The organism is Aquipluma nitroreducens, assembly GCF_009689585.1.
In the GTDB taxonomy this organism is placed as follows: domain Bacteria; phylum Bacteroidota; class Bacteroidia; order Bacteroidales; family Prolixibacteraceae; genus Aquipluma; species Aquipluma nitroreducens.
In genome coordinates, this window is record NZ_AP018694.1 from 2,629,743 (window position 1) to 2,655,742 (window position 26,000).

Sequence of the window (26,000 nt, forward strand, 5' to 3'; positions counted from 1 at the left end):
TCTGTATTCCTGTTTTCGCATTCCAAATTCCTCCAATATTTGCTGATATATTTGTACAAAACTTTTCAGGATGAAGATTTTAGTGATTGAAGACGAACTTGCCCTTTGCGAAACCATTGTTTCTTATTTGGAGGAAGAAGGTTACAGGTGCGAACAAGCTGCGACGGTTGAACTGGGTTCGGAAAAGGTGAACCTTTACGAGTACGATTGTATGCTTGTTGATATAGGTCTGCCCGATGGAAGTGGTTTGTTGCTGGTTAAAGAACTTAAGAAATGCCATCCTGAAACCGGAATTATCATCATCTCGGCTAAAAATTCGCTGGACGATAAAATTTCGGGACTGGATTTCGGCGCCGACGATTACCTGACCAAACCGTTTCATCTTCCGGAACTTAATTCGCGCATTAAATCGCTGCTTCGTCGCCGAAAATTTGAAGGCAAACAGGAATTGGTCATTGATAAAATAACCATTCAGCCCGAAAACAAGCAGGTTTTGGTCGGTGGTGAGCCGCTTCAACTCACCCGTAAAGAATTTGATTTGTTGATGTTTTTTGTCTCCAATCGCGGTCGCGTACTCACCAAAGAGTCGATTGCCGAGCACCTTTGGGGCGACTTTGCTGACTCTGCCGATTCATTCGATTTTGTTTATTCGCACATCAAAAACCTGCGGCGGAAACTGCTTGAACGAACCGGGACTGACTATTTTCAAAATGTATACGGAACCGGATATACTTTTATTGCATGAAGCTTCAAACCAAAATAAACATTCGTTTTCTTGGAGTCACATTCCTGGTGTTCTCATTCGCCGGAGTGCTGTTCTACTTTGCTTTAGACAAGGTAGTTGATCAAAATATCCGTGAAATGCTTGAGTCACGCAAAGCGTATATCCTTCTAAACCTTCAGCAAAATACTCCAACCTCAGAATCAATAGAATCTCCTGATCATTCGATCTTCATTAAACGCACTGAAAAAATGCGTCAATACACTGTTTTTTCAGATACTTTGGCTTTCGATCAGGAGGAAAAAGAACTGATCCCCTTCCGAAAAATGACTTTTACAGTTCATTCGGGTGGGCAGTTTTATGAAGTTATTTTACTGCAATCGTTGCTCGAATCTGAAGACCTTCTGATTGTTATTGTCTCGTTTATGGTTGTACTGTTTGTACTTGTTTTACTGGCGCTTTTTTTCCTGAACCGATGGCTATCTAACAACGCATGGAAGCCATTTTTCAAGAGTCTTTCGGTGCTAAATAACTGGAAGATTGGTGAAAGTCAGGTTGTCAGTTTTGATCGGACAGGCATTTCAGAATTTGATCAGCTAAACAGCACGCTTGAAAATATGATGCAGAAAATTCGGACCGACTTTGTCAACCTGAAGGAGTTCACTGAAAATGCTTCACATGAGATACAAACTCCGCTGGCCATTATTAAATCAAAGTTGGAAATGGTGTTGCAGGATAAAACACTGGACGACCAGCAACATCAGCGAATTCGAGCAGCCTTCGAATCCACGATCCGTCTTTCAAAACTCAACGAAGCTTTGCTTTTGCTTTCCAAAATTGAAAACCGGCAATTTGTCAAAACGTCCGAAATCGATATTTGTGCGTTGGTTCAGTCCAAGCTAGATTATCTGGAAGAACTTTTCTCCCTGAAACAAATTGAAGTGACTGTTCGGCTAGATAATCAGGTTGTATTTCGCATGAATCCTTTGCTGGCCGATATTCTAATCAATAATTTGGTTAGCAATGCGCTGCGGCATAATATTGAAAATGGACAATTTATTATTTCATGTGCGAATCAGGAACTGACTATTTCGAATACCAGCCAACATGGAGAAATGGATGGTTCTCGGTTATTTCTCCGGTTTGCCAAACAAACAACTTCGAACGAATCAAATGGCCTGGGACTTGCCATTGCATACGAAATTTGCAAGAATTATCATCTTGACTTGAATTATAGCTATTCGGATGGAATGCACCACATGAAGATAAGCAAGAAGTCGTAGAAAGAATTTCTGAACATGTAGACTACCAGTTTAAATCCCAAATTTCTACCAACTCACAAGGTAACTTTGGTTTGTAAATCAAATAAAAACAAAAAACATGAAAAAGTTATTAATGTTATTCGCTGGTATTGCTTTGGTGATTAGTGTTTCTGCCGCAAATCAAAAAGATGACAAAATTCCGGTAACAGCTAAAGTCGGTTTTGTAGCAAAATTTCCGTCAGCACAAAAGGCTAAATGGAGCATTGAAAAACCCGGCGAGTTTGAAGTGGAATATGTTCTGAGCGGAGTCGAATCATCGGCGCTATTTGATACCAAGGGAAATCTGCTGGAAACAGAAACCGAAATCAAAGAAAGTGAATTGCCACTGGCCGTAAAAGCTACAATTGCCAATGATTTTGTCGGATATAAACTTGATGAAATTGAAAAAGCGACCAATTCAAAGGGAACTATTTCTTTTGAAATGGAAGCAGCCAAAGGCAAGGAAAAACTGGAAATTTCGTTTGATACGACTGGAAAATTGGTATCAAAGGAACCTCTGAAAGAAGCAGAAGTAAAGGATTAGGTCAGGAAGTATTTTTTACAAAACCCTACTTGTTTTGAAAGCAGGTAGGGTTATGTGGTGCAGGATTTGATTACTTAAGTAAAAAGCTCAAATCATCAGCCGAACTCAACTCAACCGGAGTATTTCCTTTCCTGAATATACGTGCAGTCCGGCTTCCAATCAGTTGCATTTTTTTATCTTCAACAAGCAACATGGTTCCTTCACGTAACCCAACGACATACATATCATTATTAATTTCAAGAAATTCTTCGATACGCTGTTCGCGGGTTTCGCCGCCATGTCCTTCAGGATTGGCATCGAGGTAATGTGGGTTAATCTGGAACGGAACCAAGCCAGTTGTATCAAAGCCTTTCGGGTCGATGATTGGCATATCGTTGGTCGTGCGAAGGGTAGGGCAGGCCACATTCGATCCCGCACTCCAGCCAATGTATGGTGTTCCGTTCTTCACTTTTTCGCGAATCACTTGCATCAGTTGATTATCGTGCAGCATCCTGACCAGTTGCCAGGTATTACCGCCTCCAACTACAATCACTTCTGCATCTTTCACTGCCTTAACCGGATCGCTGAAATGGTGAATGCTTTTCACTTGAAAGCCCAATTCGGCAAAGCGTTCAGCTACTTTTTGCTCATAAATGTCGAATGAAAATGTTACTGCGGCGTATGGAATAAACAATGCGTTCAATGGTTTATCGCCTAAAAACTTTTTGATTTCGTGTTTGGGATAGTCGAGGTATGCCTCCCCTGGCATAGTCGAGTTGCTGATAAGAAGAAGTTTCATGTGTATTTTGTTTAGAATGAGATTAGTTTAAATCCAAACGAGAAGGGATAGATGACAGGCCCGCGACGGCGTTCAAATAAAGGCACGATATCATATGATGCAAAAAGATTCGCCCAGCGGTAACCCATTCGGAATGTTGCCGCTACTTTGTAATCGTTAATTGAGTAATCGCCGGGCGATTTCAATTTCTCCCTTTTGCCGTCTTTCCGGTATTTCAATTTGGTATGCGATTCAAACTTTTTGGCTCCGGTTACGCCTGTTGCAAAATACAGGCGGTTGGCATTGTTGCGAATTGGAATTTGAAACTCAACAAGTAAAGGGACTTCCAGATATGCAATGGAAAGTTTTGATTTTTGGCTGGAATCGTAATAGATTATTGAAGGATGTATTTTCTTGGTTTCGTCGATCGAAATGGTCGTATTGTTATCCAGATGATAGCTTTGGAAACTCAATCCCAGTCCGGTAACCAAGCCAATGTTATTCCGGGTTTGCTGGAATCCTCTTGAGTATTGCAGGATATTCAGGTTCAACACATTTGAGCGAAACAGGTCGTTGTCGAGGAAGTGGTCTTCAGAAGCCGGATACATGCTGTAACCTGCGTTTGCCAATCCATTAAATCCAAATTCAATTCCTGACCAGTGGCCCTCAAATTTCTCATCCCAATAGTTGTAACCTTCATTCGTTAAATCCTGCACATCAATCAATCCGGAGAGCCTGCCTTTGGGGCTCTGAACGACAATGATCGAGTCATTTTCCTGGGCAAATGCCAGAAACGAAGCGAAGGATGCCAGAAGGATGAAAAACAGGTGTTTCATTGGAAAAGTACCTAAAGTGCCTAAAATTTGGAGTGCCTAAAGTTAAATTTTTGAAGTGCTCAAGGCACTCCGAACCAAGGCACTTCGAATTTTTCTTATTGCAAAGGTAAGTAATCAAAAGCAAAAGGAGTCTATCCGTCTCGATAAACTCCTTTTTGGTTTTCTGAACTATTTGCTGTTTAATTTAGAAAGCTAATTCCGATGGTGAATGGTGTAAGTTCGGGCCCTTTGCCTGATTGAAACAATGGAGTCAGGCTGTAATTGGCAAACAAACAAATGTCTTTGTATCCGATACGTGCTGTGGCTTCGTATTTGAACGCATTAAGATTGAATCCACTCCGGTCTTTATCTTTTTTGTCGCCATATTTTACTTTCGTATGCGATCCGATTTTAACGCCTCCAATGATACCTGCATTTACGAACAAACGGCCTTCGTTGTGATTTACCGGAACCTGAAACTCCAGTAAAAGTGGGACATTCAGGTAAGTAATGGCAAGTTTTGTTTTCGAAAGGTTATCAGGATTTAGGCTAACGGGCTCGGTCATGAACTGTCCTTTTTGCAAGGTATAAGAGTTTTCAAATCGATAATTGTTGAAACTTAAACCCATTCCGGAAACGAGCCCAATGTAATTCTTGCATAAACCAATATTCAACTCGTAAAAGTTAAAATCGATTTCCAATGATTTACCCTGATTAAGCGACATGAAATCTTTATCAGATGCGTTGTACATGCTATAGTCGGGTTTGTCAAAAGCATTAAATCCAAATTCAATTCCTTCCCAGTGTCCTTTGAATTTATTGGGGTCAACTTCGTGGTGCTTATTTCTTCCCCAAAGGATTTCAGTACCTCCGTCATGATCGATTACCCTGACGTCCTTCTTACCGATGCGCACAATCGCTGTATCCTGAGTTTTCTGCTGATTAACGGTATCTGAATTAAGAATCACATCTGGAGACGAGTTGGAAAGTTTTATTTCAGAAATTGTCTCCTGAGCTGTTAAATTCAGAGTGAATGCAGCTATTGCGATGATAGAGAGAATAATTTGTTTCATGGCTGTAAGTTTTAAAATTTGCAGGTATGACGGCGAGCTGTTTCGAAATGTTACAGCCGGTTTATTTTTTTTCGAGAGGAATTGAAAAGGCCATCAGTTTGCTTTCGAAATCAACACTGGTAATTTTCCCGTTTTTCACCTCGTATCCAATCCGTTCGCCTGAAATCTCCGATGCCAGGTTTAAGCCCAGGCGGGCAATTCGCTGTGCCGAAAACAGGCCTTCTTTACCGACTTTTTGAACCCGGCTTGCCAGAAACTCTTCAACTGACATCACATTTTTCGACTCATTTATTTTCATCATATTAACCGCGCGGGAGAACGCCAACTGTTCTTTTAAGGGTTCCTGATCAAGTTTAGGAACTATCGGGTCAATTTGTGTAAGTGCAGTCAAATCAAGGGTTGTAGCGGGCGAATCTATGGGTCGGGTTTCTTCCGGCTCAATTTTGGTTTTTTTCTGAACGGTATTTACTTTTTCAGGCTTACTTTTCGCAGGACCTGCCGCTGTTTGGATCGTCTCTTTTGATTCTGCTTTTTTAGCTATGGCATTAGGTGTGGCTTTTGGCAATGCCCCAGCCAGTTCCATTTTTGTTTTTTGCGATTCAGGAGAATTCGGAGTTTGAATGACAGAATTAATTCCCCAAGCTAGCAGAATTACTGCAGCAGCCCGGGCAACCCAGTTCATCACAATTGTTGCTCCCGATTTTCGGTATAGCTTCCGTTTTTTCGGATATTTTATTCCTGAATCTGGTTTCAAACGTGTTCTGGCAAATAAATCGTATTCTTTTTTCAATTCAGGATTACCGGCAAGGAATGTTTCAAACACTTTATTTTCATTGGCATCCAAATCGCCTTCCATATAGGCCACAACAGTGTTTTCAAGCCTACTGTTTTCGTCAGCCAAACTTTTATGCAACTGTTTCTTTTCCTGAAATACAACAAATTCTTGCGGGAGTTTAATTTCTTCAAAAAGATGAAGTTCTTCCTTCAAATCAGGATTTTGGTTCAAGAAATCCAAAAACTGGTCGATCAAGCTTTCTGGTAGATTACCTTCCATGTAATCTATGAAAAAGGATTCGTAATTATCTCTTGTGATTTTCATCTGTCTGTAATTTGTTTTTTAATTGCCAGATGGAACTCGCCATCCGCCAGTTGGCGGATTCTCCTGTGTGTGAAGTCTCTCATGGCTCGTTTCATACGACTACCTCCATTTTACCGATGTAATTTTTAAGGAAAACCCTTGCACGGTATATGTAAACCTTAACCTGGGCTTCACTCAATTTTGTAATATCTCCAATTTCCTGGTACGAATATCCTTCGTAATCGCGCAGTAGAACTACTGTGCGTTGAATTTCAGGCAATTGTCCTACTGCGATATTCAGGATTTCAGCCAAATCGGAGTATTGTGTATCGTGCACGTCTTCCGGAATTTGGTAATCGGCGATATAAGTCTGCCGCTTATCTTTCCGCAAAATATCTATCATGGTGTGGTAAGCAGTTGTGAATAGATAGGATTTTACCTTATCAAAACTGACGTTTCCGGCGTTTCGCCACAATTTCTCATAGCTATCCTGAACAATATCACGGGCACGTTCTTCGTCCTTGATATTCTTCAGGATAAAGCGGAAAACATTATCTGAATAAAGATCAACCGATTGGTTGTATTCCTTTACATTCATGCTGATTTGCTTACTTTTTACTTCGTAAGACGATCAACCTCTTATTTAGTTACAGCACCGACTAAATTTTGCTGAATGGGAAGTTTGGTCTTTTCGATGGCTTGAAGTAAAGTCTTGTCGATGTTTTGAATGATCGGATAAAATCCTTTTTCACCAATGATGTTGCGGGCAATGTAGGCCTTAACCTTACTGTCGATAATCTTCGAAGATATTTTTAGATCGGTGGGATTGGTTTTGACACCTTTCTTTTCGGCAAAGACAGTAAACAAATTTAAGATGTTAACCTTACCGAAATATGTTTCGAAATCGGCTGCAGATTTGAAAGATGAAAGTTCTTTCCGGTTCGAATCGGCATAATCCAATGCGAACTGGTAAACCAAGCCTTTCTGTGTCACTTTTGAATAATACTCCGAGTATCCGGTTGTATCAGCTGGAACAAAGAAGTCGGGCATAATTCCGCCGCCGCCGTGTACAATTCGTCCGGAGAGCGTTTTGTATTTTACAGTATCGGCATATTTTATACTGTCAACTTTTTGGAATTCTCCATGAATGGCGCGTTCCATAATGTCTTTGTAATATTCATCATTTCCCTTATCGTAAGGCTTTTGGATACAACGGCCGCTTGGAGTGTAATATCGGGCAACGGTTAAACGGACAGCACTTCCATCGTTAAATGGTATTTGTTCCTGAACCAATCCTTTTCCAAACGAACGTCGGCCAATAATCCAACCTCGGTCGTTATCCTGAATGGCTCCTGCAAATATTTCGCTGGCAGAAGCCGAGAAATCGTCGACTAAAACAATTATTCCTTTATCGCGGTAAGCTCCTCTGCTGTCGGCCTGAAACGTTTTACGAGCCTGAGCATTGCCTTGTGTATAAACTATTAGTTCACCTTTATCGAGAAATTCGTTAACCATTTTGATAACGGCATTGAGGTAACCTCCTGGATTTCCGCGTAAATCAACAATAACATTCTTCATTCCCTGTTGATCGAGTGCCTTCATTCCTTCCATAAATTCTTCATAAGTTTGCTCGCCAAAGCGGCTAACTTTAATGTATCCGGTAGTTGCGTCAATCATGTAATTAACATCAACACTGTAAATTGGAATATCGCCACGGGTTATTGAAAATGCAATCGGAGCTTTAAAACCTTTACGTTTAATTCCTACATTCACTATCGTTCCTTTTTCGCCACGAAGTTTTGAAAGTACTTTTTCATTCTTCAGGCCTTTAACAACAAGTGAGGTATCGTTTACGGTTATAATACGGTCGCCGGGCATAATTCCAAGCTTGGACGACGGTCCGCCCGAAATCACATCTACTACCATTACCGTATCGTTTTGAATAGAGAATTGAACTCCGATTCCTCCAAAGTTACCTCTCATTTCTTCTTCGACACCAACCATTTCTTTAGCTGGAATATAAGTGGTATGTGGATCGAGATTTTTGAGCAATTGTGGAATTGTTTTTTCGATCAGCGAATCAGTTGATATGGAATCAACATAGGCATTTTGGATGAGATTGACTATTGCATCGAATTTATTGACATTGGAGGTAGCCGGAATGTTTTTCCCGGCATTGCGGCTAAGCCTGTTGCCGATTAAAATACCGAGAACCAATGTTATTGCTACTAAAACCGGAATATATAATTTGATATTTTTCATTCGTATGTAATTTGTTTTCAATTGTTAACAAACGGGCCGATGGTCTTTTATATCTAATTCAGTCCTTTATATCTTCGATGTGCCTATATGGTTATAGATCTATCTGAACAACTTCGATATTTGCGTTTCTTAAAAGTATTATTCCATCATCGTGATGATAGTTATCGTAAAATATTACTCTTTTTATTCCTGCCTGTATAATGAGTTTTGAACATTCCAGGCAAGGAGAGGAGGTTACATATAGAGTTGCTCCGTCACTGCTATTGTTCGACTTAGCGACTTTTGTAATTGCATTGGCCTCCGCATGTAGAACGTATGGAAAGGTACGGTTGTTTTCGTCTTCGCAATTATTTTCAAATCCGGAAGGGGTTCCATTGTACCCGTCGGAAATAATCATTTTATCTTTTACCAGCAGCGCACCTACCTGACGGCGTTTGCAATAGGAATTTTGAGCCCAGATAGCTGCCATTTTCAGGTATCTCTGATCGAGCAGAAATTGTTTGTTTGGAGAAGTTTCGCTTCCCGGTTCATTTATTGGAGTTTCAGCATTTGTATCGTTGCAACACATATTTATTCCGAGTTATTTGTTGGTAAAAGTAATGATTGATGTGTAATTAGTATGCCCTATATATTACAAAAAACGTCCATCTTTTATATGATGGACGTTTTTCAGAAACTCAGAACAGAGTTTTTATAATTTGATGAACTTCTCAACTACACTCAATAGATCTTTTGATTTGATTGGTTTTGCTAGGTAATCGTCACAGCCGGCATCTAATGCTTTTTCACGGTCATCAGACATCGCAAAAGCTGTTTGGGCAACAATTGGTAGCATTGGAAATTTCTTTTTTAATATTTCAGTCGCCTCATAACCATTCATTTCAGGCATTTGCAGATCCATAAATACCAGATCGATGGAGTTATTTTCGCATATTTCAACCGCTTCAATACCGTTTTTTGCCCAGTAAATTGTAGCATTTAATTTACTCAGAACAGCTTTCAGGTAAAGAAAATTAGACTCAACATCTTCAGCAATCAAAATGCTAGGGTATGTTTTTTCTTCCATATTTCGCTAAAATCGTAGGTAATTTTTTAACTAATCAAATATATCGAAACATTCTTTGAAATGCTATTCTTTATACGATAATTTCTAGTTTCTAATTTGTAACGAGCATTTTTTGTCAACTTAATCTTGGTTTTAAACAATTAAAAGACTTGTTTGTCTTTTAATTTAGAAACTAAATTAGAAACCTTAAAACTATCGATTATGAAAAGGCAAATTTTTACTTTATTGGCTGTTATTGTAACTGTAAGTTTGTCCAGTGGGTTGTATGCACAAAATGCTTCGTTAAATACCACCAGAAGCAACATTAAAAACAACAAGTCAAGTGTGGATTCTCCTGGCGCTTGCGTAGGAAAAATCCGTTGTACCGATGGAAGTTGCGTCATAAGCTTCGAACAGGATATTGTAAGTCCAAGAGATGCAGCAAGTGGATTGCCAACCGGAAAACGGATGCATAAACCATTTGTAATCACGAAAGAACTAGATAGGAGCTCGCCTGCAGCGATACGGGAATCTCCTACCAAAGCTTCTACTGGTAAAGCATCATACAGCGACCTCAGTGTTGTGTTTACTTGTAATGGAAGAACGACAAAGTTACCGGTAATAAATGGTCAGATTACTTTGCCAACTGACGGAAAGGACGATGACTGCGATTTGGTTGTTTCATGGAGTTGGGGCGAATCAAATGCGGGAACTGGCGTTGCCAAACGTTACGAAGCAACTTTCAATCTGGCTGTGGAAAATGGAGAATACATGGCATCGAAACATACTAAAACAGGCCATGTTACACTTATGAAATAAAAACACCAACCCAAAAATCAACTGGCATGAAAATTCGGTCAATGCTTTTGTGCCTGATAATCATTTCAGGATTATCATGTAAAACATATGCACATCCAAGATCCGGCAACGAATTACAACAGAATGATTCTATTGTCCCTGAAAGCAAGGAGAAAAATTTTCAGTTTCATATTCGGCCGAGCCTTGGTCTTACTTTTGGTGATTCTAATGCCAGTGGAATCCGAATCACTAATTTGCAATGGCTGGGTACGTTAAATTCTGATTTTGATTACATCGGAAAGAAGTTTGACCTTAGCTCAACGTTGTTCATGCAATATGGTGAAAGTAAGGTAAAAGGACAGGATGCAGAAAAATTGCAGGATGCTTTTATTCTTTCAATTACACCGTCCATACCGTTGATAAAAGTTCCAAAGATCAGGTTATTCCTTGAAACGACTGCTGAAACTAATTTGGGTAAAGGAACAATTGGAGATAACCCAACTAGTTTTCTCGATCCATTGTTTTTGTATCAAACGCTTTTTCTAGGTCAAAAACACTATTCATATCAGAAAGAAGATAATACAACATGGGAGTTCACTTATGGACTTGGATATGCATTTCAGCAAACGCTTGACAGTAAGTTCAAAACGATTAATGTCGTTGGCAATAATTCCAGTTTTGAGTCAGGCTTTAGCGGGATCATAGAGATGAATGCTAACTCAAAAATATCCGAATCTTTGAATTTTGTGCTGAATGCTAAAGCCGTTGCGCTATCCAGAGAAAATTTCTTTAAGGATTTTGATTCAAGCCGGAGGTCAATTCTGGTTCGTTCAGGATTGTTCTATAAGAAAGTTGGAATGGAGTATAATTTTCATCAGGTACACGATTTGAATCTGTCTGCAGACAATTTGGTTGATCAATCGATTATGCTTACGGTAACCTTCTGATATGTACCCGAACCAGGTATCCTATCAGATAAGCAAGGAAAATGAAAAATCAAATCTTAACTAACTTTTGCGGGTTCAGGCAGCGATTTTATTATTTGTCGATACGATCGGGAGTTGCCTTGTAAATTATTGTTGACCGGCTATAAGTAAAAAATTTGCAGATTTTAGTGTATAGTTGCTAAACTATGGAAATAAGTACTTAATTTTGTACGGAATAACACACGTAATTATGAAAGCAGTAAACTATTCGGAACTGAGGGAGAATTTAAAGGCGAACCTAGACGCTATTTCAGACAACGCTGAATTGCTGGTAGTACACCGCCCAAAAGGTAAAAGTATTGTTATGATGTCGCTGGACGAATATAATTCTTTGTTTCCGGCTGCAAAAAGTCTGGAAAAGGGACTGAACGAACTAAAGAAGGCAAAGGCTGTACAACTGAAAGGCAAATCAGCGCGTGAATTATTGTCTGAATTATGATACATGTAATTGCTTTACCCGAATTTGCAAAGAATCTGAAACGGCTTAGTAAAAAGTATGTGAGCCTGAAGCAAGAATTTGGGCAGTTTCTTGATTTAACAGAGTCGGCTGGACCACAAGGCGTTGATTTAGGTAATGGTTTGTTTAAAGCCCGAATTGCTGTTAAGTCAAAAGGGAAAGGGAAAAGTGGAGGGCTTCGGATTATTTCGTATCACGAAATCATTTTAGCTAAACAAGAGGATACGGTTTATTTAGTTGCCATTTACGACAAAAGTGAGCTTTCGACGGTTGAGATAAAACAAATGAACACGATATTGAAAAATAACGGGTTATAAATTTTTAGGATTTTAACAGCGTCCCCGAGCTCAAACATATACCTCTAGAACAAGCCCTGCATTCGTGCGGGGCTTTTTTGTTGCTGAAGTACCCAAACTTTTGCCGGTTCCAGATCTCTTGCAAAAATTGAAAGGTTAATAAGTCTGTTGAAATCCCCGGTTATTTGTTATACAGAAGCGACCGAAGAAACTGTTATGAACAAACAGGTTTTGATTGTTCATACTCTACATATTTGTTTTTATTTGAATTTTAAGTCTTAAAATTATAGAATAACTGATTAGATATGACCTAAACCATTAATAATATGAGTTTTTAAATACTTTATAGCAAATTATCTCAAACAGAGTTTTCAACAGATTATAGATAATTCTAATCATAAATTACATCAAACGAAACTACAACACAATCAACTCATATTTAGTTTATTTGCTGAATAATACAAACTCATCGTTCGAATTTTGATTAATGTTTTTGTAAACTTTTTGTAACATCAGAATTGTTAATGTCTTGATTATATGAAGACTAACATTTTTAAGTTGATAACTTCTGTAATTATTTACAAAATTCATATTCATTTTTTTAAACTTAGGTCTTATATTGCATACAGCAAAAAAAACCAGTCCTACAACGAATAGGACTGGTATTAAAATTTTTGCATGTTAAATTATGAGAAAATTTAAAAATGCTAATGAAGCACCAAGTGTTTCATTAGGTAAACTTCGGAAGAAAATTCGACCTATGCAAGTAGGTGGGGAATTTCTTCAACATTTCTTCATTGTCCTACTAGCAGATATTACTATGGAGGTAATGAAGAGGATGCTTTAAAATCTAAAGGAGGTGATGCTGAATCACCTCCTTTAATTTATTCTTAAAATTCGTCTTGATCCTAGGTTTCCCGATTGATCCGTTATCTTCAAGGATACCAGTCAATTATATACAAAAAAAGGAAGAGTCAGTTGAAAAATCTGACTCTTCCTTCCAAGTACCCGAAGCCGGAATCGAACCGGCACGATATTGCTATCACTGGATTTTGAGTCCAGCGCGTCTACCAATTCCGCCATTCGGGCTTGTTTGTAAACCGGCTGCAAAAATAATGGAAAAATCCTTTGCACAAAAGATTTCAGACAAAATTTAGTTTTATTTCCAATATTCTATTTTCTAAGCTTTCTGAAGATTTAATTTTTGAATTAATATGGTGCTTTAAATATTAGATTTATAGTATTTTATAATTTTATAATTTATGTTTATTAAATATTTGTAAGCCGTGAGTTACTGATCTCATTTTAGATTTTATCAGTGAATTTATGCAGGAATGGTGTAAATTGGAGGGTTTTGAATGTGTAATTTTTCTTTTTATGCTTATAAGCAGGAGAAGTAATCAATAATATGCAATTTACTTTTTTATACCTTTAGCCGGAATCTAAAAATCGCTACAGAATCCGGAAAACAATGGAATTGACAGAAGACAAGGAACTGTATTTGAAATTGAAAGAAGGTGATGAACGGGCATTTCAGACCTTGTTTCGGAAATACTATTCGGCTATGTGTCATTTCGCCAACCAGTTTCTCAATGACAGCGAATTAGCCGAGGAAATTGTTCAGGATATGTTTGTCAAAATATGGGAAAAACGTGCGGTTCTGACTATTGAAACTTCAGTAAAACATTACTTTTTTCGCTCCGTTCGCAATCATTGCTTGAATCAGATTCAACATGAGAAGATCAAGAAGCAATATGCAAATAAGGTGCTTGAAGCTGCTGCGCACGAAATTAATTCCGAGCAATATTATCTGGAGGTTGATTTGATCAGGCGAATTGAAAACAGCATTGATTCACTCCCTCCCAAACGTAAAGAAATATTCAGGTTAAGCCGGGAACAGGGCTTGAAATATAAGGAAATTGCTGAGGAATTGAATATTTCGGTTAAGACAGTTGAGGCGCAAATGGGATTGGCCTTAAAATATTTACGTGAGGAATTAAAGGATTTTAGCAATTACCTGATGACTTTATTTTTAATTCTGAAAAAAACGGACGGCTCCGATAGGGGTTAATCCTATACTTCAATGTCTCTTAGTTGTATGAAAACAAATCAACATATTGACGATAAAAATTGGGAGTTGCTCGCCAAATCGATTTACGACGAAAATCCTGAAGTTGCGACAGAGGATAGCAAATCTGTTGTGAACGAAATATTCTCGTCGGGAAACGAAGGCGAGCAACTTTTAAAAATGACAAAGCAGGTTGACTTGTATTTTGATCTGAAAAAGTATCCGGTAGAACAGGCGTGGGGAAAAGTAGAATCCCGGATTCACAATCGAATTTCATCTGGAAATACGATAATCCGAAAGTTTATTTCAAATCCAATGTACAGGTTCGCCGCAGCGATTCTGGTTGCTGCTGTTCTTCTGGTTTCCGGATATGAAGTCTTTTACAATCCATCGGCAACAGAGGTTATGTTAGAATTAACAACAGCCAACAAGGTTTTAAATACCTTTACTTTGCCCGACGGTACTTTGGTTACTTTAAATAGCGATACCAAAGTGTTTTATCCAAAGAAATTTGGGCGCAAAACCCGTGAGATTAGTATTGAAGGAGAAGCTTTTTTTGAAGTAAAACCAAACAAAAATAAACCGTTCATTATTCATGCCGGAAAAGCTCAAATCAAAGTAGTTGGTACCAGCTTTAGTGTGAGCGCATATCCGGAAACTAAATTGGTTGAAGTCATTGTTCAAACTGGTAAAGTGCAGGTTATGAATAAAATGGCTGAGACTTTGCAAACCGAAGAACTGATCCTGACTCCGGGTGACAAAGGGACATTGGTTTATGAGAGCAAGACGTTGAATAAAACCACGAACCAAGATCCTAATTTTTTAGCCTGGAAAACGCACAACCTGATTTTTAAGGCGACTTCGTTACGCGAAGTAATTGATAATTTAGAAAAAGTTTACAAAGTAAACATCAGTTTGGCCGATCCAAAGCTAAACGAACTTCTGCTCACTGCCCAGTTCAATAACTACCCGCTCGATTTTATTCTGAAAGTGATTGAAACCACGTTTAAAATAGAGGTGCAGGAGGTTGATGGACAGTATTTTTTGAAAGCTCGATCCTAACTTTAATTGTTTAAATGCCATGAAAACAATTCGAATTATACCCCCTAGTTTATTTTTCATAATTTGTGTCTTGTTTATTTCATTGCCAGTTCAGTCTTTTAGTCAGAAGCAAAATACCAAGACACCAAAGCAAAGCACCATTCAAAATAAGGCACAGGAACTTAAAAAAGATCAGAAGGCCGACGTTCTCGACCAGAATATCAGTATTTACGCTGAAAATGAATCACTATCGAATGTGATTGAACGTATCTGCAGTTACCTTCATCTCGATTATTCATACAACTCAAGCCTTATTGAAGGAAAGAATATTAGTTTGAATATGTCAAACAAGCCCATAAAGTATGTGCTTGGTCAGTTGATGAAAGACTCAAAACTTCTTTTCGAGATTCAGGATAATCTTTTGGTTGTCAGAGATCATGATCAAATGGACAAAAATCTCGACTACGACAAGAAGATAAGAAACTACACAGATCAAGCCGGGTTTGTATTTGATAATCCGAAGAAAAAGTCGATAACATTCAATTTTAAATCCTCCAATAATTTGATTATTATCCCGGTAGCGATTAATAATTCGGATACCCTAAATTTTATTCTCGATACCGGGGTCAGATATCCGATTATTACCGAGTTGCCTTTTGTGAATAAACTGAATCTGAATTATCTGCAACCGATTAGTGTTAAGGGACTTGGTGAAGGCGAACAACTTACGGCATACCGTTCGGGTAATAATACAATTAATTTGGATGGACTGGTAGCGTATAATCAGGAGATCCATATGGTTATCAACGAAAATTTTCAAATATCACATATCCTCGGAATGCCTGTTCATGGACTGATTGGCTTTAATTTGTTTAAAGATTATGTGGTTAAAATTGACTATTCTGAACACAAAATTACACTGATAAAGCCTGAATACTTTGATTATAAGGAAAGAGAAAGGGATATTGTTCTTCCACTCAGTTTCGAACAGGGCAAACCTTTCGTTACAACCAGTATTGTAACCGATAAAAATGATGAAGTGCCGGTTAAATTGCTGGTTGATACCGGAGCGAGCGACGCTATTTGGTTATCAACAAATTCGGACAATCGGATAGCATTACCGGAAAACCACATCGAGACATTTTTGGGTCGGGGATTAAGTGGTGATTTATATGGGAAAAAGGGGCGTATCGGAGCAATTTGGGTTGGACCGCTTGTTTTGTATGAACCAATTGTGGCTTTTCCTGATAACGATTTGGTCGATCAGTTAATTGGCAAGAACGATCGTAACGGTACGCTTGGCGCCGAAATTCTCCGGAGATTTTACATCACCATGGATTATCCGGGCAAACGCTTGATCTTACGACCCAATGGCGATCTGAAAGATGATTTTAATTACAACATGAGTGGTTTGGAAGTTACCAACCCAATGCCGGGTCTTCCAATCTTTCTGGTTAGCAATATTCGTAAAAACTCGCCTGCGTATTATGCCGGAATTCTTGAAAATGACCAAATCATTTCATTAAATAATACAAATAACAAGTCTTTGACATTAAATGATATAAATTTGTTATTCCAAAGCCAACAGGACAGACGTATTAAAATGACTGTTCTTCGCAATGGAGAACAAGTAAAAGCTGAATTTTTTCTGAAAAAAATGTTCTAAGAATGAAGCCAGTTTGCGGATTATTTTTGATTGTTTTCCTCTTGTCGTTCAGGATATCCTTCGGACAAAAGGAAAGCAATTCTGTACTGGAAAAGAAAGTTAGTATTGAAGCAAACAATGAAACAATAGCTTCTATTTTAGATCAGATTTCGTCTCAGGCCCAGGTTTTTTTTTCATATGATGCGTTGATGATTGAAGCCGAAAAAAAGACGGATATTTCAATCGCCGACAAAACAATCAGGGAAACACTCGACTCATTATTCAATGGAAAATTTTCGTATAAAGTCCTTGGAGAGCAAATCATTATTGCCATTCCAGAAATTGATGAGGTAAAAAAAAAGGACATTGACGTAGAAAAGGAAAAACCAAAGATCATCGCCTTCCGCGGGAAAGTCGTCGATAAAGATGAAAAGGATGTACTTTCTTATGCCAGCATTTTTATTTTCAGGAAAAATATAGGCACTGTTTCAAACAATGATGGTGAATTTGAACTAAAAATCCCGGAATCGATGAAACAGGACACCATCATTATTTCATGTTTGGGATACCGGCAACAGATACAGCCCATAGGAGAAATAACAGATAAGGATTATCAAATTGCACTCGAACCATCTTCTGTTCAGTTAAAAGAAATTAAGGTAACAGCTATTAATTCAGATGATATTATAAGCAAAATCCTTTCGAAGATTTCGCTCAATTATTCTCGCGATGGTGAGACAATGACTTCTTTTTATAGGGAAGTTTTAAAGCAAGACAATCATTACATTGATGTTGCAGAGGCACTTATGGAAATTCAAAAAGCTTCTTACGATAATTCTTTCGCTCAGGATAAGGTCAGAGTGATCAAGGGACGTAAGAGTCAGAATGTTATGCCGTTTAAATTTGTTGATTTTAAGATACAAGGCGGTCCGTACTACATTACCAAGCTTGATGTAGTTAAAACCCTCGATTCATTTCTTGATCCGGAGTTTCGTGATTTTTACAAATTTTCTACAGAAGGTATTATTGAAGTTGATAATCGCGATACCTATGTGGTTTATTTTAAACCGAAAGAGAAAGTTGATTATCCCTGCTATCAAGGCAAGTTGTATGTCGACATGTCTTCTTTCGCGCTTGTTAGGGCCGAATTTGGACTAAGTAGGGCCGGACTGAAATTTGCGCGCGAATCGCTCATTAGAAAGAAGCCCAAAGACTTTTATGTCAGGCCAATTAAAGTTGAATATAAAGTTAGTTACCGCCGGGCCAATAACAAATGGCATTTGAGTACAGCTCAGGCTTCTATTAATTTTAGAGTAAAGAGCAAAGGCGATAAGGTTAATTCAGTTTTTTACAGCGATTCGGAGCTATTGGTTACTGATATTAAGCCTGACAACAGAACCCATTTTAAAAAGGATGAAATGTTTAATTCGAAAGATATATTTACTGAAGTTGTAACGAATTTTGATGACGGATTTTGGGGTGATTACAACATCATTAAACCATCTGAAGAACTGCGAAAATCATTGCAGGACTATTCGATGAAAAACGACTCCTTATTTAACTCTGATGAAAAGAATGCTAACCACACTAAATAATATCGCGCATATGAAAACATTCACATTATTGTCATTAATGCTTTTGTCCGGATTATTACTTCCAGCTCAGGACCAGAGCCCAATTCCTAAGATTAGCCTACAGATTACCAACTACTTTAGTGTTTATCCGCGTGAAAATATCTTTCTGATGACGGATAAAACCCTTTATAAACCCGGTGAAACCATTTGGTTCAGGTCTTTTTCTTCTCAAACTGATAATTCAGTGGTTTCTGGTGAAAACAGTAAACTCTATGTCAGTCTTTTCGACAAAACAGGAACGAATGTTACGAAAGGTACTTTCAGGATGAGTAATGGATCCAGTTCGGGTGACTTACAGATTCCGGATAAATTGGCTGGAGATTCCTATTTCCTGATTGCCTATTCTTCGGAACAGAGTTCGTTAGAACAAATTCCAATTGTAAAGTTGACAATTGATCCACAGTACAGTAACCAGTGGGTTGTTGGAACCACCGCAAAGGATAGCATTTCTATTTCCGGAAAGAAAAATGAACTTTCTGTGGTTCTGCGGGATAATTCAGGCGCTGTTCAAAAAAACGAACAGTTGCGCTATGAAATTAAGAATGGCACTGAAACACTTGAAAAAGATAAAGTCAAGACCGATGAAACAGGCAAAGTCAATATTCCTTTTACAATCCCGGCCAAAACCAATGGAGAACCATTTATTTGCGAATTATCTGATTCGAAAGGTGAGTGGAAACATGAAGTGTTTCTCCCTACCAACCTTGATCCTGTTGTGATTAAATTCTATCCTGAAGGTGGAAATTTGATCGCCGGAGTACCTACCAAGATTGGATACACAGCCTTTAATAAATGGGGAATTCCGGTTAGTGTTGAAGGGGCTGTTTTGAATCAGGAAGGCCAACAAGTGACACCGGTTAAAACGTTGACCAAAGGACTTGGTCTTTTCTCAGTCATTTATCCCGGTCAGCAAAAGCTAAAACTTCTTCTCTCCGGAACAGTAGGCCAAAATCAATCGTTTGAACTACCCGCTTCTACTACGAATGGCCTTGCTATTTCTGTTGTAAAAACCGATGCCCAATTTATTTACGCCAACCTAACTTTTCCTGATAAGCTAAAGCATGCTGTAGCACTTACTGTTACACATGGCAATAATGTATATTGGGCCGGAGACATGGAGATTGATGGAGTTGGAAGATTGAAAATTCCTGCCGATCAATTGCCTCAGGGTATTAATTTATTATCAGCATTTTCGAAAGAAGGAAACTTACTGGCTGAGCGTATTGTTTTTAAAGACAATAAACAGGAGCTTAAAGTCGACATACAACTAGAGAAGACCAGTTTGTCTGCCGGCGAAAAAATGAAGGTAAAAGTTAAACTTACTGATGAAAGCAATCAAGCTGTTTCAGGTAATGTTGCCATATCGGTTACTGACAAATTTCGTAACGATTCGGATAAAACACAGATTGAAGAATACCTTCAGTTTGAATCAGAATTAGAATCGCCACTTTCGCTATTTCCTGAAGCATTTAAAGACAAAAGCAGAAATTCCACACTGATGGATATTTTTCTGATTGCGAACCGCATTAAGGGCTTTGATTGGGCAAAGATCAGACAGTTTAAACCTGAAAATGCTTCTTATACAAACACTGCGAATTTCAGAATATCAGGGGTTGTAACCGATAAAAGTGGGAGTAAAGTAAATAAAGCGAAAGTAAGTTTGGTGAATAATAAAAACATGCAACTGTATACAACCACTACTAATTCTGAAGGTATCTTTTCTTTTCCGAATCTGTATATGAGCAATATTGATGATTTTTCGGCGAAAGCAACTGATTCTGACGGGAAACGTGATTTGAATGTAAATATGATCAAGAATCTTGAAGGGCAAATTTCTGTTTATATTGCCGATAATATGAAGAGATTCAACCTGATAAGTTCAGAAACGGTAGTCGATAAGACCTATTTCGATAATAATGAGGATTTGTTCAGTCGGACGCCAAAGATTAATAAACTCAACACACAAAGCCTGGATAATCAACGAAAGCTATTAAATTCTGCAACAAGTATTCTCGACGTAATAAAAACAATAAAGCCGTATAAAGTTGTAAATAACCAGATTGTATTCTTTGGATCAGAGAATTCGCTCAACTACCAGGGAGGCGCTTTAATTGTTTTAGATGGGCAAATGATGGGTACTGATATTGGGTCAATTCAAGGATTCTCACCATCAGACATTGACCACATTAATGTTTCGACGAACCCGATGGATATTCAAAAGTACACTGGATTAAATTCAGTTGGAGTCATTGAAATCTTTCAGAAGAAGGCAAAAACCACCGAATTGGATGGCCCCAAATCTACAAATGAAAAACTTGATGGTGAATTCAGGGTTCCAAACGTATTTCCTATCGAACCGGCAAACCCAAAGCGCAATACCCGGACTACTTTACTCTGGATCCCGGACCAAAAAATTGATCAAACGGGGCAGTTTGAATTTGAGGTTACTTCCGGAAAAGTAATTTCCGATTTCGTAATTGAAGTGCAGGGAATGGCTTCGGATGGAAGAATGGGTGCAGGGGAAGTGGGTTTTACAGTAACCAAATAAACTGCAAAGGATTCCATCTCTTTTTAAAAGATGGAATCCTTTCTTTTATAAATTCACTTTTTTCAGTACATTACCCCAAAAAAGCAAAAACAAAAAGATTCGACAGGAACCAGTTTTAATGATTGATTTATTTGCCGATAAGCTGAGTAAGTTTTTTAATTTCTTCTTCGTCGTACGAAATCAGGAACTTTTCGAGGTTACAGGTTTCGCCAAAATACTTATGCTTGACAATCGATTCGTATTCGTGGCGCAAGTATTTTTTATCCATCGAAATGGTGAGTACGATAAACTGAATGGCTGATTTGGGAAGGTTTTTATTCCAGTATTCAGGATTTACCTTTACAATGGGTGGGAAAAGGTTGTCCTGGCCTTCCATGCCCGGCGAATCGCTTACGCGTGAAATCCCGCCACCATAATAAGCCTGATTTTTAAGGTTGGCAGGCGAAATGGCTGCCCATTCATTGTCGAGAAATTGCTTGGTGTATTGAGCTGCAATTTCGTCTTTCTCCTTTTTGGCTTCCTCGCGGGCAAGGGCGAAAGCTTCCTCAACGGTTACCGGCAGCCAATACGGAGGACGAGAAGGATCATAAATCACATAAGTCACATTGTCGTAAACATCAATTCCGGGAGCGATGGTTTCTTTTTTGAACGGAATGGTAAACATGCACTTTTCGGTATTAAAACCATTCCAGTACCCCGACATGTGGTTGAGTAAAATAGACCATTCAGGTGGTTCGATGGTGTTATAAGATATTTTTCCTTTGCTGTACAGGTAGTCGCTGAACTCGAAACTTACCCTTGCCGGCACTCCGAAGTTGCATTTCTGGGTGTTCGAAATGTCGTAAATCCGGGTCCGGCCCATAAAACCCTTGATTTCGGCCAGCACAGAGTCTTGCCTGACAATGGAAACCAATTCCTTGATTCGTTTCATGTTGGCCGCCATTTCGGCGGGTGTAAATTTCTGGTAAATCGAATAATTGGTGCGGCTCAGAATTTCGAATGTACCGGGTTTGTCGCCTAAATACGGGATTTTTTCGGGCTGTGCAAACAGCGATGCGATGAGGAACTCAAAAAGAATCAGGGAAAGGAATGCTTTTTTCATGGTACGATAGATGAATAGTGGATTGACATGATTGTTCTGCAAATTTTATTTTTGTTCGACACCATTGATGGAAACATGGCGTTTCCCGGTATTCTGTTCGTACCAATACGAAATTATATTGCCTGGCTTTTGCTCCGAAGTTATCCGGCCCTGATCGTCATACGTAACCGAGTACACGAACTCGCCATTCGAAGTGATAATCTCACTTCGGAGCTTGCCATCTTCAGAGTAATTTTTGGTTTGAGTTGAAATATTTGGAAATTGTCCAGAAATCATTCCGTCTGATTTAAGCGTACCATTTTCGTAATATTCACGAGTCGGGCCAGAAATATCGCCTCCGGGTTTCATGTTGCCTTCCGATTTCACCTGCCCACTGGGATAAAAGGTTTTCAGGTAACCATTGGGTTCGCCATCTTTGTAATACTGGTCAGACACCAGGCGGCCCAGTTCATTGTAAAACTTATAAGAGCCATTTACCTTGCCGTCTTTCAGGGTATATTCGCGCATGATTTTGCCATTCGGATAGTATTCCTTTTTAGGGCCGTTTAAGGGATCATCATCTTTTTGGATCGGGTCCAGGCTGGATTGTTGTGTTCGTTGATGCGTAATTGAATTTGTTTGGCTCAACATAACTGAAAGTATGAGGATCAAAAATGTACGCATGGCTTCAATTTTTAAGGTTGATTCCTGACTATTTTTCTTTTTGGGTCAAAGAAAAATCAATGTTTATGGTCTGTTTTTCATTGCTTACCGGATCCTTCACCTCTTTGGTATCCTTTTGCTGAAGATGTTTATCGGTTGCTTTGCCATCGTAAGGTCCAAAGATTACCCTTAGCGGAACTCTGATATCTCTTGGCAACAGCTTGGTTTCCAGTGGTTGGTTGTCGCAGGTTCCTTGAGCCTGTGTCACTACTTTGTCCTCGCCGGTCACCGGCTGCGAAGTTCCTTTGGCAACAACAAGGTATTTGTCGCTTTCCAGAAATTGGAGTTCAACCCGGGTATCGTCCTGCTTTTTTCCCTTGAATTGGCTGTCGTGCGAAATGCCGGTGCCTTTTACTTTCATTGAACTGGTCATGGTCGTTACCAAGCCGCCTTCGCGCTTTCCTGTTTTGCATTTGTGGCAGCCATCTTCTTCGGTCGTTTTCGTCATTTCATCAGTATAAAAGGTCATGGTTCCATCGGTCCATGGAATTCCTTTACGTTGTAGTTTCCACTCGCTAAAGGTGTGGTTCTTTATCACAGTTTCCTTGTGGTAGCGCTGGTTCGATTCGTTGCAGTAAACACCGTAATCTTCAACATTCGTTGAATCAAGGTCAGAACTAATGGTTATTGTTACCGACCCCTGAAAAGCACAAATTTCGTATTTCGACAATTTATCGATCAGGCGTTTGGCGATTTGGTTTATGCCATCTTTTACACCCTGATAATCCATGGTAACGAAAACATAATCTGCATCAGCAATGCAGTTCACATTCTTTCTTTCCAGACATACTGCCCGAACCATGATTTTTTTACCCTCGAAAGTTTTCAGACTTAATTTTACGAAATAGTCCCAGTTCATGTCTTTTCCGATATTAACCAATTCCTGTTGATTTTCACCCCCTAAAAGTTGGTTCAATCTTTCTCGGGCCAACCTCGTTACGATACCACTGCGTTTGGTAATTTTTGCACATGGGAAGGCATCTTTCAGGTAACTTTCCATTACAGTTTCGAACGAATCTGAATATTTCACAGCGGTATCGCCACTTGAAACACAGACAACCAGGAAATTAGGTTCTATGCTGATAACTGGAGATGAAAAGAGCAAGAATGCAATTGCAATCAGATAGATGCGTTTCATTCGGTTAAAATTTTACAGTTTGGGAGTAATTTGCTGATTTTACTGATTTCATCAGCGCTAATCCGGGTCTTGGCAAGTCCGAGTTCAGTCAACTTTTTCATTGTACCAATTTTTCCGGAGATTGAACTTAGCGGATTCAAATCAAGGTACAAGGTTTCCAGCTTGGTCATTCCGGCCATTGCCGACGGAAGTTGTGAAATGTTGTTATTGAAGAGACCGACATGAGTCAAATTGCTGAAAGTGCCTATCTGTTCTGGAATTACGCTCACCGAAGAACCAAAATTGATGATGTAAAGTTCTTCCAGGGGATATTCTGCCGCATTTTTCAAAATTTGTTCCAAGCTAACTGCAGTGCCTTTTGTGTCGCAGGTAACAATCAATGTTTTGATGCCCCTAAACATACTCATCTGGTCAATAATAAGTTTTACATGCGGCCACGACAGGTTCAGAACGAGTGTTGGAATGGATTCGAGCCACTCGTTGTTTTTAATAGTCGGATTCTCGTCTTCCTTGTATTCCTTAACTATTTCCTCCCTCAAAGGTTCGGCCAAATCCCATTTGTCTTTTCCTCCTTCCTGAACGATTTTCATCATCTGGTTCCACAGCTTATTGCTGTAATCATCGTTCTCCTGCTGAATTTTGGCTGCTTCTTCAGGTTTTATGTCTTCACTTCCCGGTGTCAGGGTTTGCGGTTTGCCCTGGCGAAGCGCCGAAGTTAACTTTGCAGCCAATTCCTGAATTTTTGTGTTGGCAGCCTTGGCCGCTACCGGGTCGTTCCAATTGGTACCTTTACGGATTGCTGACATTTGTGCACGAATGGAAGCCGCATCGTTACCCGTATTTTGGGCCGCAACCGAAATGCAAAAGACCAAAAACAAGAATAAGACTCGCAATCGTTTCATGAGATTTGTTTTGAATAAAACCTTTTTACCAACGTATCCAACTCATTCGGCACCGATATATACATATTGGGGCCTGATGTGGCTGTAGCGGTAAACGTCGCTTAATTTACTCAAATAGGAGCCGATGGCCTGAAGTCCCATCAATCCCGGTTGTGTGTTTATTTCAACGCCGGTTTGACTGGCAGTAACCTGGTTGGTCAGCTTTTCGAGCCGGTAATATGGCGTGAGTGATGCTTGCGTAAAACTTTTGAATTTCGACAAAATGTCGAGATATTTTGGGCTTTGCATGTTGCAAAAACTGATCTGTGCATTTCTGATTTGATTTGTTAACGACTTGATTGCATCATCATTGGGTCGGTTTTCTTTCTGATACTCTTCATTCAGTCTGGCTTCCAGCTCGCTAATTTGTGTAAGCAGGTTCTGTGATTCTTTGGAGGTTTCCAATTCCTCAAATTGCTTCATGTATTTCATCGACTGTGCCCCCAGGCTGTCGGCCAGTTGTCTTTGCTTTTCCGCCAGTTTATAATTTTTCATGTCGGTAGCAGCTTTTTGCTGGTAAGCTTGCGGATCTGCCATTACTTCGGCTTTTTTTTCGGTGGCATACGCTTCAGCCCAGGCTGTTTTACCGGCTTTGTCCATCTTTTTAAGGTTTTCGATTTCGCCCATCGAAATGTTTGTACTTTGTTCCATCATTTGACCGGCCAGTGCTTTTTTCTGCGCTTCGTAAGCTTTTTTCTGATCTCCCGTAGCGCCTTTACTTGCCTTCTCGATGGACATCATCTGCTGCATGAGTTGGGGTGAAACTCCGGTGCGGGCCATGGCGTTCTGCATCATTTTATCCTTGTTGTTATCCATTTTTTCTTCGATCTCATCCTTCCGGCGCGACATTTCTTCACTCAATTTGTTGTTCAAATCTCCAACCTGCTGCATAAATGCCGATCGACCCGAATTTTCGCCCTCACTGCAAATATCTCCGGGAGGGCTGGGTAACATTCCGATAAATGCTTCAGGCATGGTTTGAGCATTTGCAAAACCAAGCGTAAAACACAATAAGCATGTAATCAGATTTGTTTTCATTTTCCTGATT

Annotated in this window: 25 protein-coding genes and 1 tRNA gene; 12 read left to right on the forward strand and 14 right to left on the reverse strand. The window is 39.2% G+C overall.

Annotation, left to right across the window (positions count from 1 at the left end; genetic code table 11):
- The first annotated feature begins 70 nt into the window (after nt 1–70).
- The 3 genes from AQPE_RS11030 (at nt 71) to AQPE_RS11040 (ending at nt 2,566) form a co-directional block, all read left to right on the forward strand.
- Nucleotides 71–745: a response regulator transcription factor gene (locus AQPE_RS11030; RefSeq protein ID WP_318351113.1), complete on the forward strand. Its 675-nt coding sequence runs from the start codon at nt 71–73 to the stop codon at nt 743–745.
- Nucleotides 742–2,004, forward strand: coding sequence for a sensor histidine kinase (locus AQPE_RS11035; protein ID WP_318351114.1), 1,263 nt, complete (start codon nt 742–744; stop codon nt 2,002–2,004). The genes AQPE_RS11030 and AQPE_RS11035 overlap by 4 nt, the downstream gene beginning before the upstream one ends.
- A gap of 97 nt (nt 2,005–2,101) precedes the next feature.
- Entirely contained in the window at nt 2,102–2,566 is a 465-nt protein-coding gene (locus AQPE_RS11040) for a hypothetical protein (RefSeq protein WP_318351115.1), read from the forward strand.
- A 70-nt stretch (nt 2,567–2,636) separates the two neighbouring features.
- Here AQPE_RS11040 and pepE read toward each other — a convergent pair whose 3' ends face one another.
- The 8 genes from pepE to AQPE_RS11080 all read right to left on the reverse strand — a co-directional run bounded on the left by pepE (nt 2,637) and on the right by AQPE_RS11080 (nt 9,617).
- Nucleotides 2,637–3,344, reverse strand: coding sequence for a dipeptidase PepE (gene pepE / locus AQPE_RS11045; RefSeq protein ID WP_318351116.1), 708 nt, complete (start codon nt 3,342–3,344; stop codon nt 2,637–2,639).
- A gap of 11 nt (nt 3,345–3,355) precedes the next feature.
- Nucleotides 3,356–4,159, reverse strand: a complete 804-nt coding sequence (locus AQPE_RS11050) for an outer membrane beta-barrel protein (RefSeq protein ID WP_318351117.1) — start codon at nt 4,157–4,159, stop codon at nt 3,356–3,358.
- Between the two features lie 179 nt (nt 4,160–4,338).
- A complete protein-coding gene (locus AQPE_RS11055; RefSeq protein ID WP_318351118.1) occupies nt 4,339–5,211 on the reverse strand; it encodes an outer membrane beta-barrel protein in 873 nt (290 codons plus the stop codon).
- 61 nt (nt 5,212–5,272) lie between these two features.
- Nucleotides 5,273–6,310: an anti-sigma factor gene (locus tag AQPE_RS11060; protein ID WP_318351119.1), complete on the reverse strand. Its 1,038-nt coding sequence runs from the start codon at nt 6,308–6,310 to the stop codon at nt 5,273–5,275.
- A gap of 91 nt (nt 6,311–6,401) precedes the next feature.
- On the reverse strand, nt 6,402–6,887 hold the full coding sequence (locus AQPE_RS11065; protein ID WP_318351120.1) for an RNA polymerase sigma factor: 486 nt from the start codon (nt 6,885–6,887) through the stop codon (nt 6,402–6,404).
- 41 nt (nt 6,888–6,928) lie between these two features.
- Nucleotides 6,929–8,551 carry a S41 family peptidase gene (locus AQPE_RS11070; protein WP_318351121.1) on the reverse strand — a complete coding sequence of 541 codons (1,623 nt, stop codon included), beginning with the start codon at nt 8,549–8,551 and terminating at the stop codon, nt 6,929–6,931.
- A gap of 91 nt (nt 8,552–8,642) precedes the next feature.
- Nucleotides 8,643–9,119 carry a deoxycytidylate deaminase gene (locus AQPE_RS11075; protein ID WP_318351122.1) on the reverse strand — a complete coding sequence of 159 codons (477 nt, stop codon included), beginning with the start codon at nt 9,117–9,119 and terminating at the stop codon, nt 8,643–8,645.
- Between the two features lie 123 nt (nt 9,120–9,242).
- Nucleotides 9,243–9,617 carry a response regulator gene (locus AQPE_RS11080; protein ID WP_318351123.1) on the reverse strand — a complete coding sequence of 125 codons (375 nt, stop codon included), beginning with the start codon at nt 9,615–9,617 and terminating at the stop codon, nt 9,243–9,245.
- Between the two features lie 201 nt (nt 9,618–9,818).
- Between AQPE_RS11080 and AQPE_RS11085 the strand changes: the two genes are divergently transcribed.
- From AQPE_RS11085 to AQPE_RS11100, 4 genes are all read left to right on the forward strand, one after another.
- Nucleotides 9,819–10,415, forward strand: a complete 597-nt coding sequence (locus AQPE_RS11085) for a type VI secretion system tube protein Hcp (protein WP_318351124.1) — start codon at nt 9,819–9,821, stop codon at nt 10,413–10,415.
- A 26-nt stretch (nt 10,416–10,441) separates the two neighbouring features.
- The gene (locus AQPE_RS11090; protein ID WP_318351125.1) at nt 10,442–11,341 is read left to right on the forward strand and encodes a hypothetical protein; all 900 of its coding nucleotides are present in this window, start codon (nt 10,442–10,444) and stop codon (nt 11,339–11,341) included.
- Nucleotides 11,342–11,570: 229 nt separating this feature from the next.
- A complete protein-coding gene (locus tag AQPE_RS11095; RefSeq protein WP_318351126.1) occupies nt 11,571–11,819 on the forward strand; it encodes a type II toxin-antitoxin system Phd/YefM family antitoxin in 249 nt (82 codons plus the stop codon).
- On the forward strand, nt 11,816–12,154 hold the full coding sequence (locus tag AQPE_RS11100) for a type II toxin-antitoxin system RelE/ParE family toxin (RefSeq protein WP_318351127.1): 339 nt from the start codon (nt 11,816–11,818) through the stop codon (nt 12,152–12,154). The genes AQPE_RS11095 and AQPE_RS11100 overlap by 4 nt, the downstream gene beginning before the upstream one ends.
- 984 nt (nt 12,155–13,138) lie before the next feature.
- On the opposite strand, the gene AQPE_RS11105 is transcribed toward AQPE_RS11100, so the two are convergent.
- Nucleotides 13,139–13,222: transfer RNA gene (locus AQPE_RS11105), tRNA-Leu, on the reverse strand.
- A 382-nt stretch (nt 13,223–13,604) separates the two neighbouring features.
- On the opposite strand from AQPE_RS11105, the gene AQPE_RS11110 reads away from it, so the two are divergent.
- From AQPE_RS11110 to AQPE_RS11130, 5 genes are read left to right on the forward strand one after another with little or no spacing between them, the layout of a single operon-like run.
- Complete coding sequence (locus AQPE_RS11110; protein WP_318351128.1) at nt 13,605–14,204, forward strand: RNA polymerase sigma-70 factor; 600 nt, start codon at nt 13,605–13,607, stop codon at nt 14,202–14,204.
- 27 nt (nt 14,205–14,231) lie between these two features.
- On the forward strand, nt 14,232–15,263 hold the full coding sequence (locus tag AQPE_RS11115) for a FecR family protein (protein WP_318351129.1): 1,032 nt from the start codon (nt 14,232–14,234) through the stop codon (nt 15,261–15,263).
- A 19-nt stretch (nt 15,264–15,282) separates the two neighbouring features.
- Nucleotides 15,283–16,908: an aspartyl protease family protein gene (locus AQPE_RS11120; RefSeq protein WP_318351130.1), complete on the forward strand. Its 1,626-nt coding sequence runs from the start codon at nt 15,283–15,285 to the stop codon at nt 16,906–16,908.
- Nucleotides 16,909–16,910: 2 nt separating this feature from the next.
- Nucleotides 16,911–18,482 (forward strand): carboxypeptidase-like regulatory domain-containing protein, encoded by a 1,572-nt coding sequence (locus AQPE_RS11125; RefSeq protein WP_318351131.1) that lies wholly within the window; start codon nt 16,911–16,913, stop codon nt 18,480–18,482.
- Between the two features lie 10 nt (nt 18,483–18,492).
- Nucleotides 18,493–21,069: a carboxypeptidase regulatory-like domain-containing protein gene (locus AQPE_RS11130; protein WP_318351132.1), complete on the forward strand. Its 2,577-nt coding sequence runs from the start codon at nt 18,493–18,495 to the stop codon at nt 21,067–21,069.
- A gap of 127 nt (nt 21,070–21,196) precedes the next feature.
- Here the strand turns inward: AQPE_RS11130 and AQPE_RS11135 are convergent, their stop codons facing one another.
- Genes AQPE_RS11135 through AQPE_RS11155 form a run of 5 tightly spaced genes read right to left on the reverse strand, consistent with a single transcriptional unit; the run spans nt 21,197 to nt 25,990 of the window.
- Complete coding sequence (locus tag AQPE_RS11135; protein ID WP_318351133.1) at nt 21,197–22,171, reverse strand: hypothetical protein; 975 nt, start codon at nt 22,169–22,171, stop codon at nt 21,197–21,199.
- Nucleotides 22,172–22,216: 45 nt separating this feature from the next.
- Entirely contained in the window at nt 22,217–22,834 is a 618-nt protein-coding gene (locus AQPE_RS11140) for a toxin-antitoxin system YwqK family antitoxin (RefSeq protein ID WP_318351134.1), read from the reverse strand.
- A gap of 28 nt (nt 22,835–22,862) precedes the next feature.
- Entirely contained in the window at nt 22,863–24,011 is a 1,149-nt protein-coding gene (locus AQPE_RS11145; protein ID WP_318351135.1) for a hypothetical protein, read from the reverse strand.
- A complete protein-coding gene (locus AQPE_RS11150) occupies nt 24,008–24,913 on the reverse strand; it encodes a leucine-rich repeat domain-containing protein (protein WP_318351136.1) in 906 nt (301 codons plus the stop codon). The genes AQPE_RS11145 and AQPE_RS11150 overlap by 4 nt, the downstream gene beginning before the upstream one ends.
- Before the next feature lie 42 nt (nt 24,914–24,955).
- On the reverse strand, nt 24,956–25,990 hold the full coding sequence (locus AQPE_RS11155) for a hypothetical protein (RefSeq protein ID WP_318351137.1): 1,035 nt from the start codon (nt 25,988–25,990) through the stop codon (nt 24,956–24,958).
- Nucleotides 25,991–26,000 lie beyond the last annotated feature (10 nt).

Coding starts and splice junctions, on each gene's coding strand:
- AQPE_RS11030 (WP_318351113.1), top strand. CDS start 71: ATGAAGATTTTAGTGATTGAAGACGAACTTGCCCTTTGCGAAACCATT.
- AQPE_RS11035 (WP_318351114.1), top strand. CDS start 742: ATGAAGCTTCAAACCAAAATAAACATTCGTTTTCTTGGAGTCACATTC.
- AQPE_RS11040 (WP_318351115.1), top strand. CDS start 2,102: ATGAAAAAGTTATTAATGTTATTCGCTGGTATTGCTTTGGTGATTAGT.
- pepE (WP_318351116.1), bottom strand. CDS start 3,344: ATGAAACTTCTTCTTATCAGCAACTCGACTATGCCAGGGGAGGCATAC.
- AQPE_RS11050 (WP_318351117.1), bottom strand. CDS start 4,159: ATGAAACACCTGTTTTTCATCCTTCTGGCATCCTTCGCTTCGTTTCTG.
- AQPE_RS11055 (WP_318351118.1), bottom strand. CDS start 5,211: ATGAAACAAATTATTCTCTCTATCATCGCAATAGCTGCATTCACTCTG.
- AQPE_RS11060 (WP_318351119.1), bottom strand. CDS start 6,310: ATGAAAATCACAAGAGATAATTACGAATCCTTTTTCATAGATTACATG.
- AQPE_RS11065 (WP_318351120.1), bottom strand. CDS start 6,887: ATGAATGTAAAGGAATACAACCAATCGGTTGATCTTTATTCAGATAAT.
- AQPE_RS11070 (WP_318351121.1), bottom strand. CDS start 8,551: ATGAAAAATATCAAATTATATATTCCGGTTTTAGTAGCAATAACATTG.
- AQPE_RS11075 (WP_318351122.1), bottom strand. CDS start 9,119: ATGTGTTGCAACGATACAAATGCTGAAACTCCAATAAATGAACCGGGA.
- AQPE_RS11080 (WP_318351123.1), bottom strand. CDS start 9,617: ATGGAAGAAAAAACATACCCTAGCATTTTGATTGCTGAAGATGTTGAG.
- AQPE_RS11085 (WP_318351124.1), top strand. CDS start 9,819: ATGAAAAGGCAAATTTTTACTTTATTGGCTGTTATTGTAACTGTAAGT.
- AQPE_RS11090 (WP_318351125.1), top strand. CDS start 10,442: ATGAAAATTCGGTCAATGCTTTTGTGCCTGATAATCATTTCAGGATTA.
- AQPE_RS11095 (WP_318351126.1), top strand. CDS start 11,571: ATGAAAGCAGTAAACTATTCGGAACTGAGGGAGAATTTAAAGGCGAAC.
- AQPE_RS11100 (WP_318351127.1), top strand. CDS start 11,816: ATGATACATGTAATTGCTTTACCCGAATTTGCAAAGAATCTGAAACGG.
- AQPE_RS11110 (WP_318351128.1), top strand. CDS start 13,605: ATGGAATTGACAGAAGACAAGGAACTGTATTTGAAATTGAAAGAAGGT.
- AQPE_RS11115 (WP_318351129.1), top strand. CDS start 14,232: ATGAAAACAAATCAACATATTGACGATAAAAATTGGGAGTTGCTCGCC.
- AQPE_RS11120 (WP_318351130.1), top strand. CDS start 15,283: ATGAAAACAATTCGAATTATACCCCCTAGTTTATTTTTCATAATTTGT.
- AQPE_RS11125 (WP_318351131.1), top strand. CDS start 16,911: ATGAAGCCAGTTTGCGGATTATTTTTGATTGTTTTCCTCTTGTCGTTC.
- AQPE_RS11130 (WP_318351132.1), top strand. CDS start 18,493: ATGAAAACATTCACATTATTGTCATTAATGCTTTTGTCCGGATTATTA.
- AQPE_RS11135 (WP_318351133.1), bottom strand. CDS start 22,171: ATGAAAAAAGCATTCCTTTCCCTGATTCTTTTTGAGTTCCTCATCGCA.
- AQPE_RS11140 (WP_318351134.1), bottom strand. CDS start 22,834: ATGCGTACATTTTTGATCCTCATACTTTCAGTTATGTTGAGCCAAACA.
- AQPE_RS11145 (WP_318351135.1), bottom strand. CDS start 24,011: ATGAAACGCATCTATCTGATTGCAATTGCATTCTTGCTCTTTTCATCT.
- AQPE_RS11150 (WP_318351136.1), bottom strand. CDS start 24,913: ATGAAACGATTGCGAGTCTTATTCTTGTTTTTGGTCTTTTGCATTTCG.
- AQPE_RS11155 (WP_318351137.1), bottom strand. CDS start 25,990: ATGAAAACAAATCTGATTACATGCTTATTGTGTTTTACGCTTGGTTTT.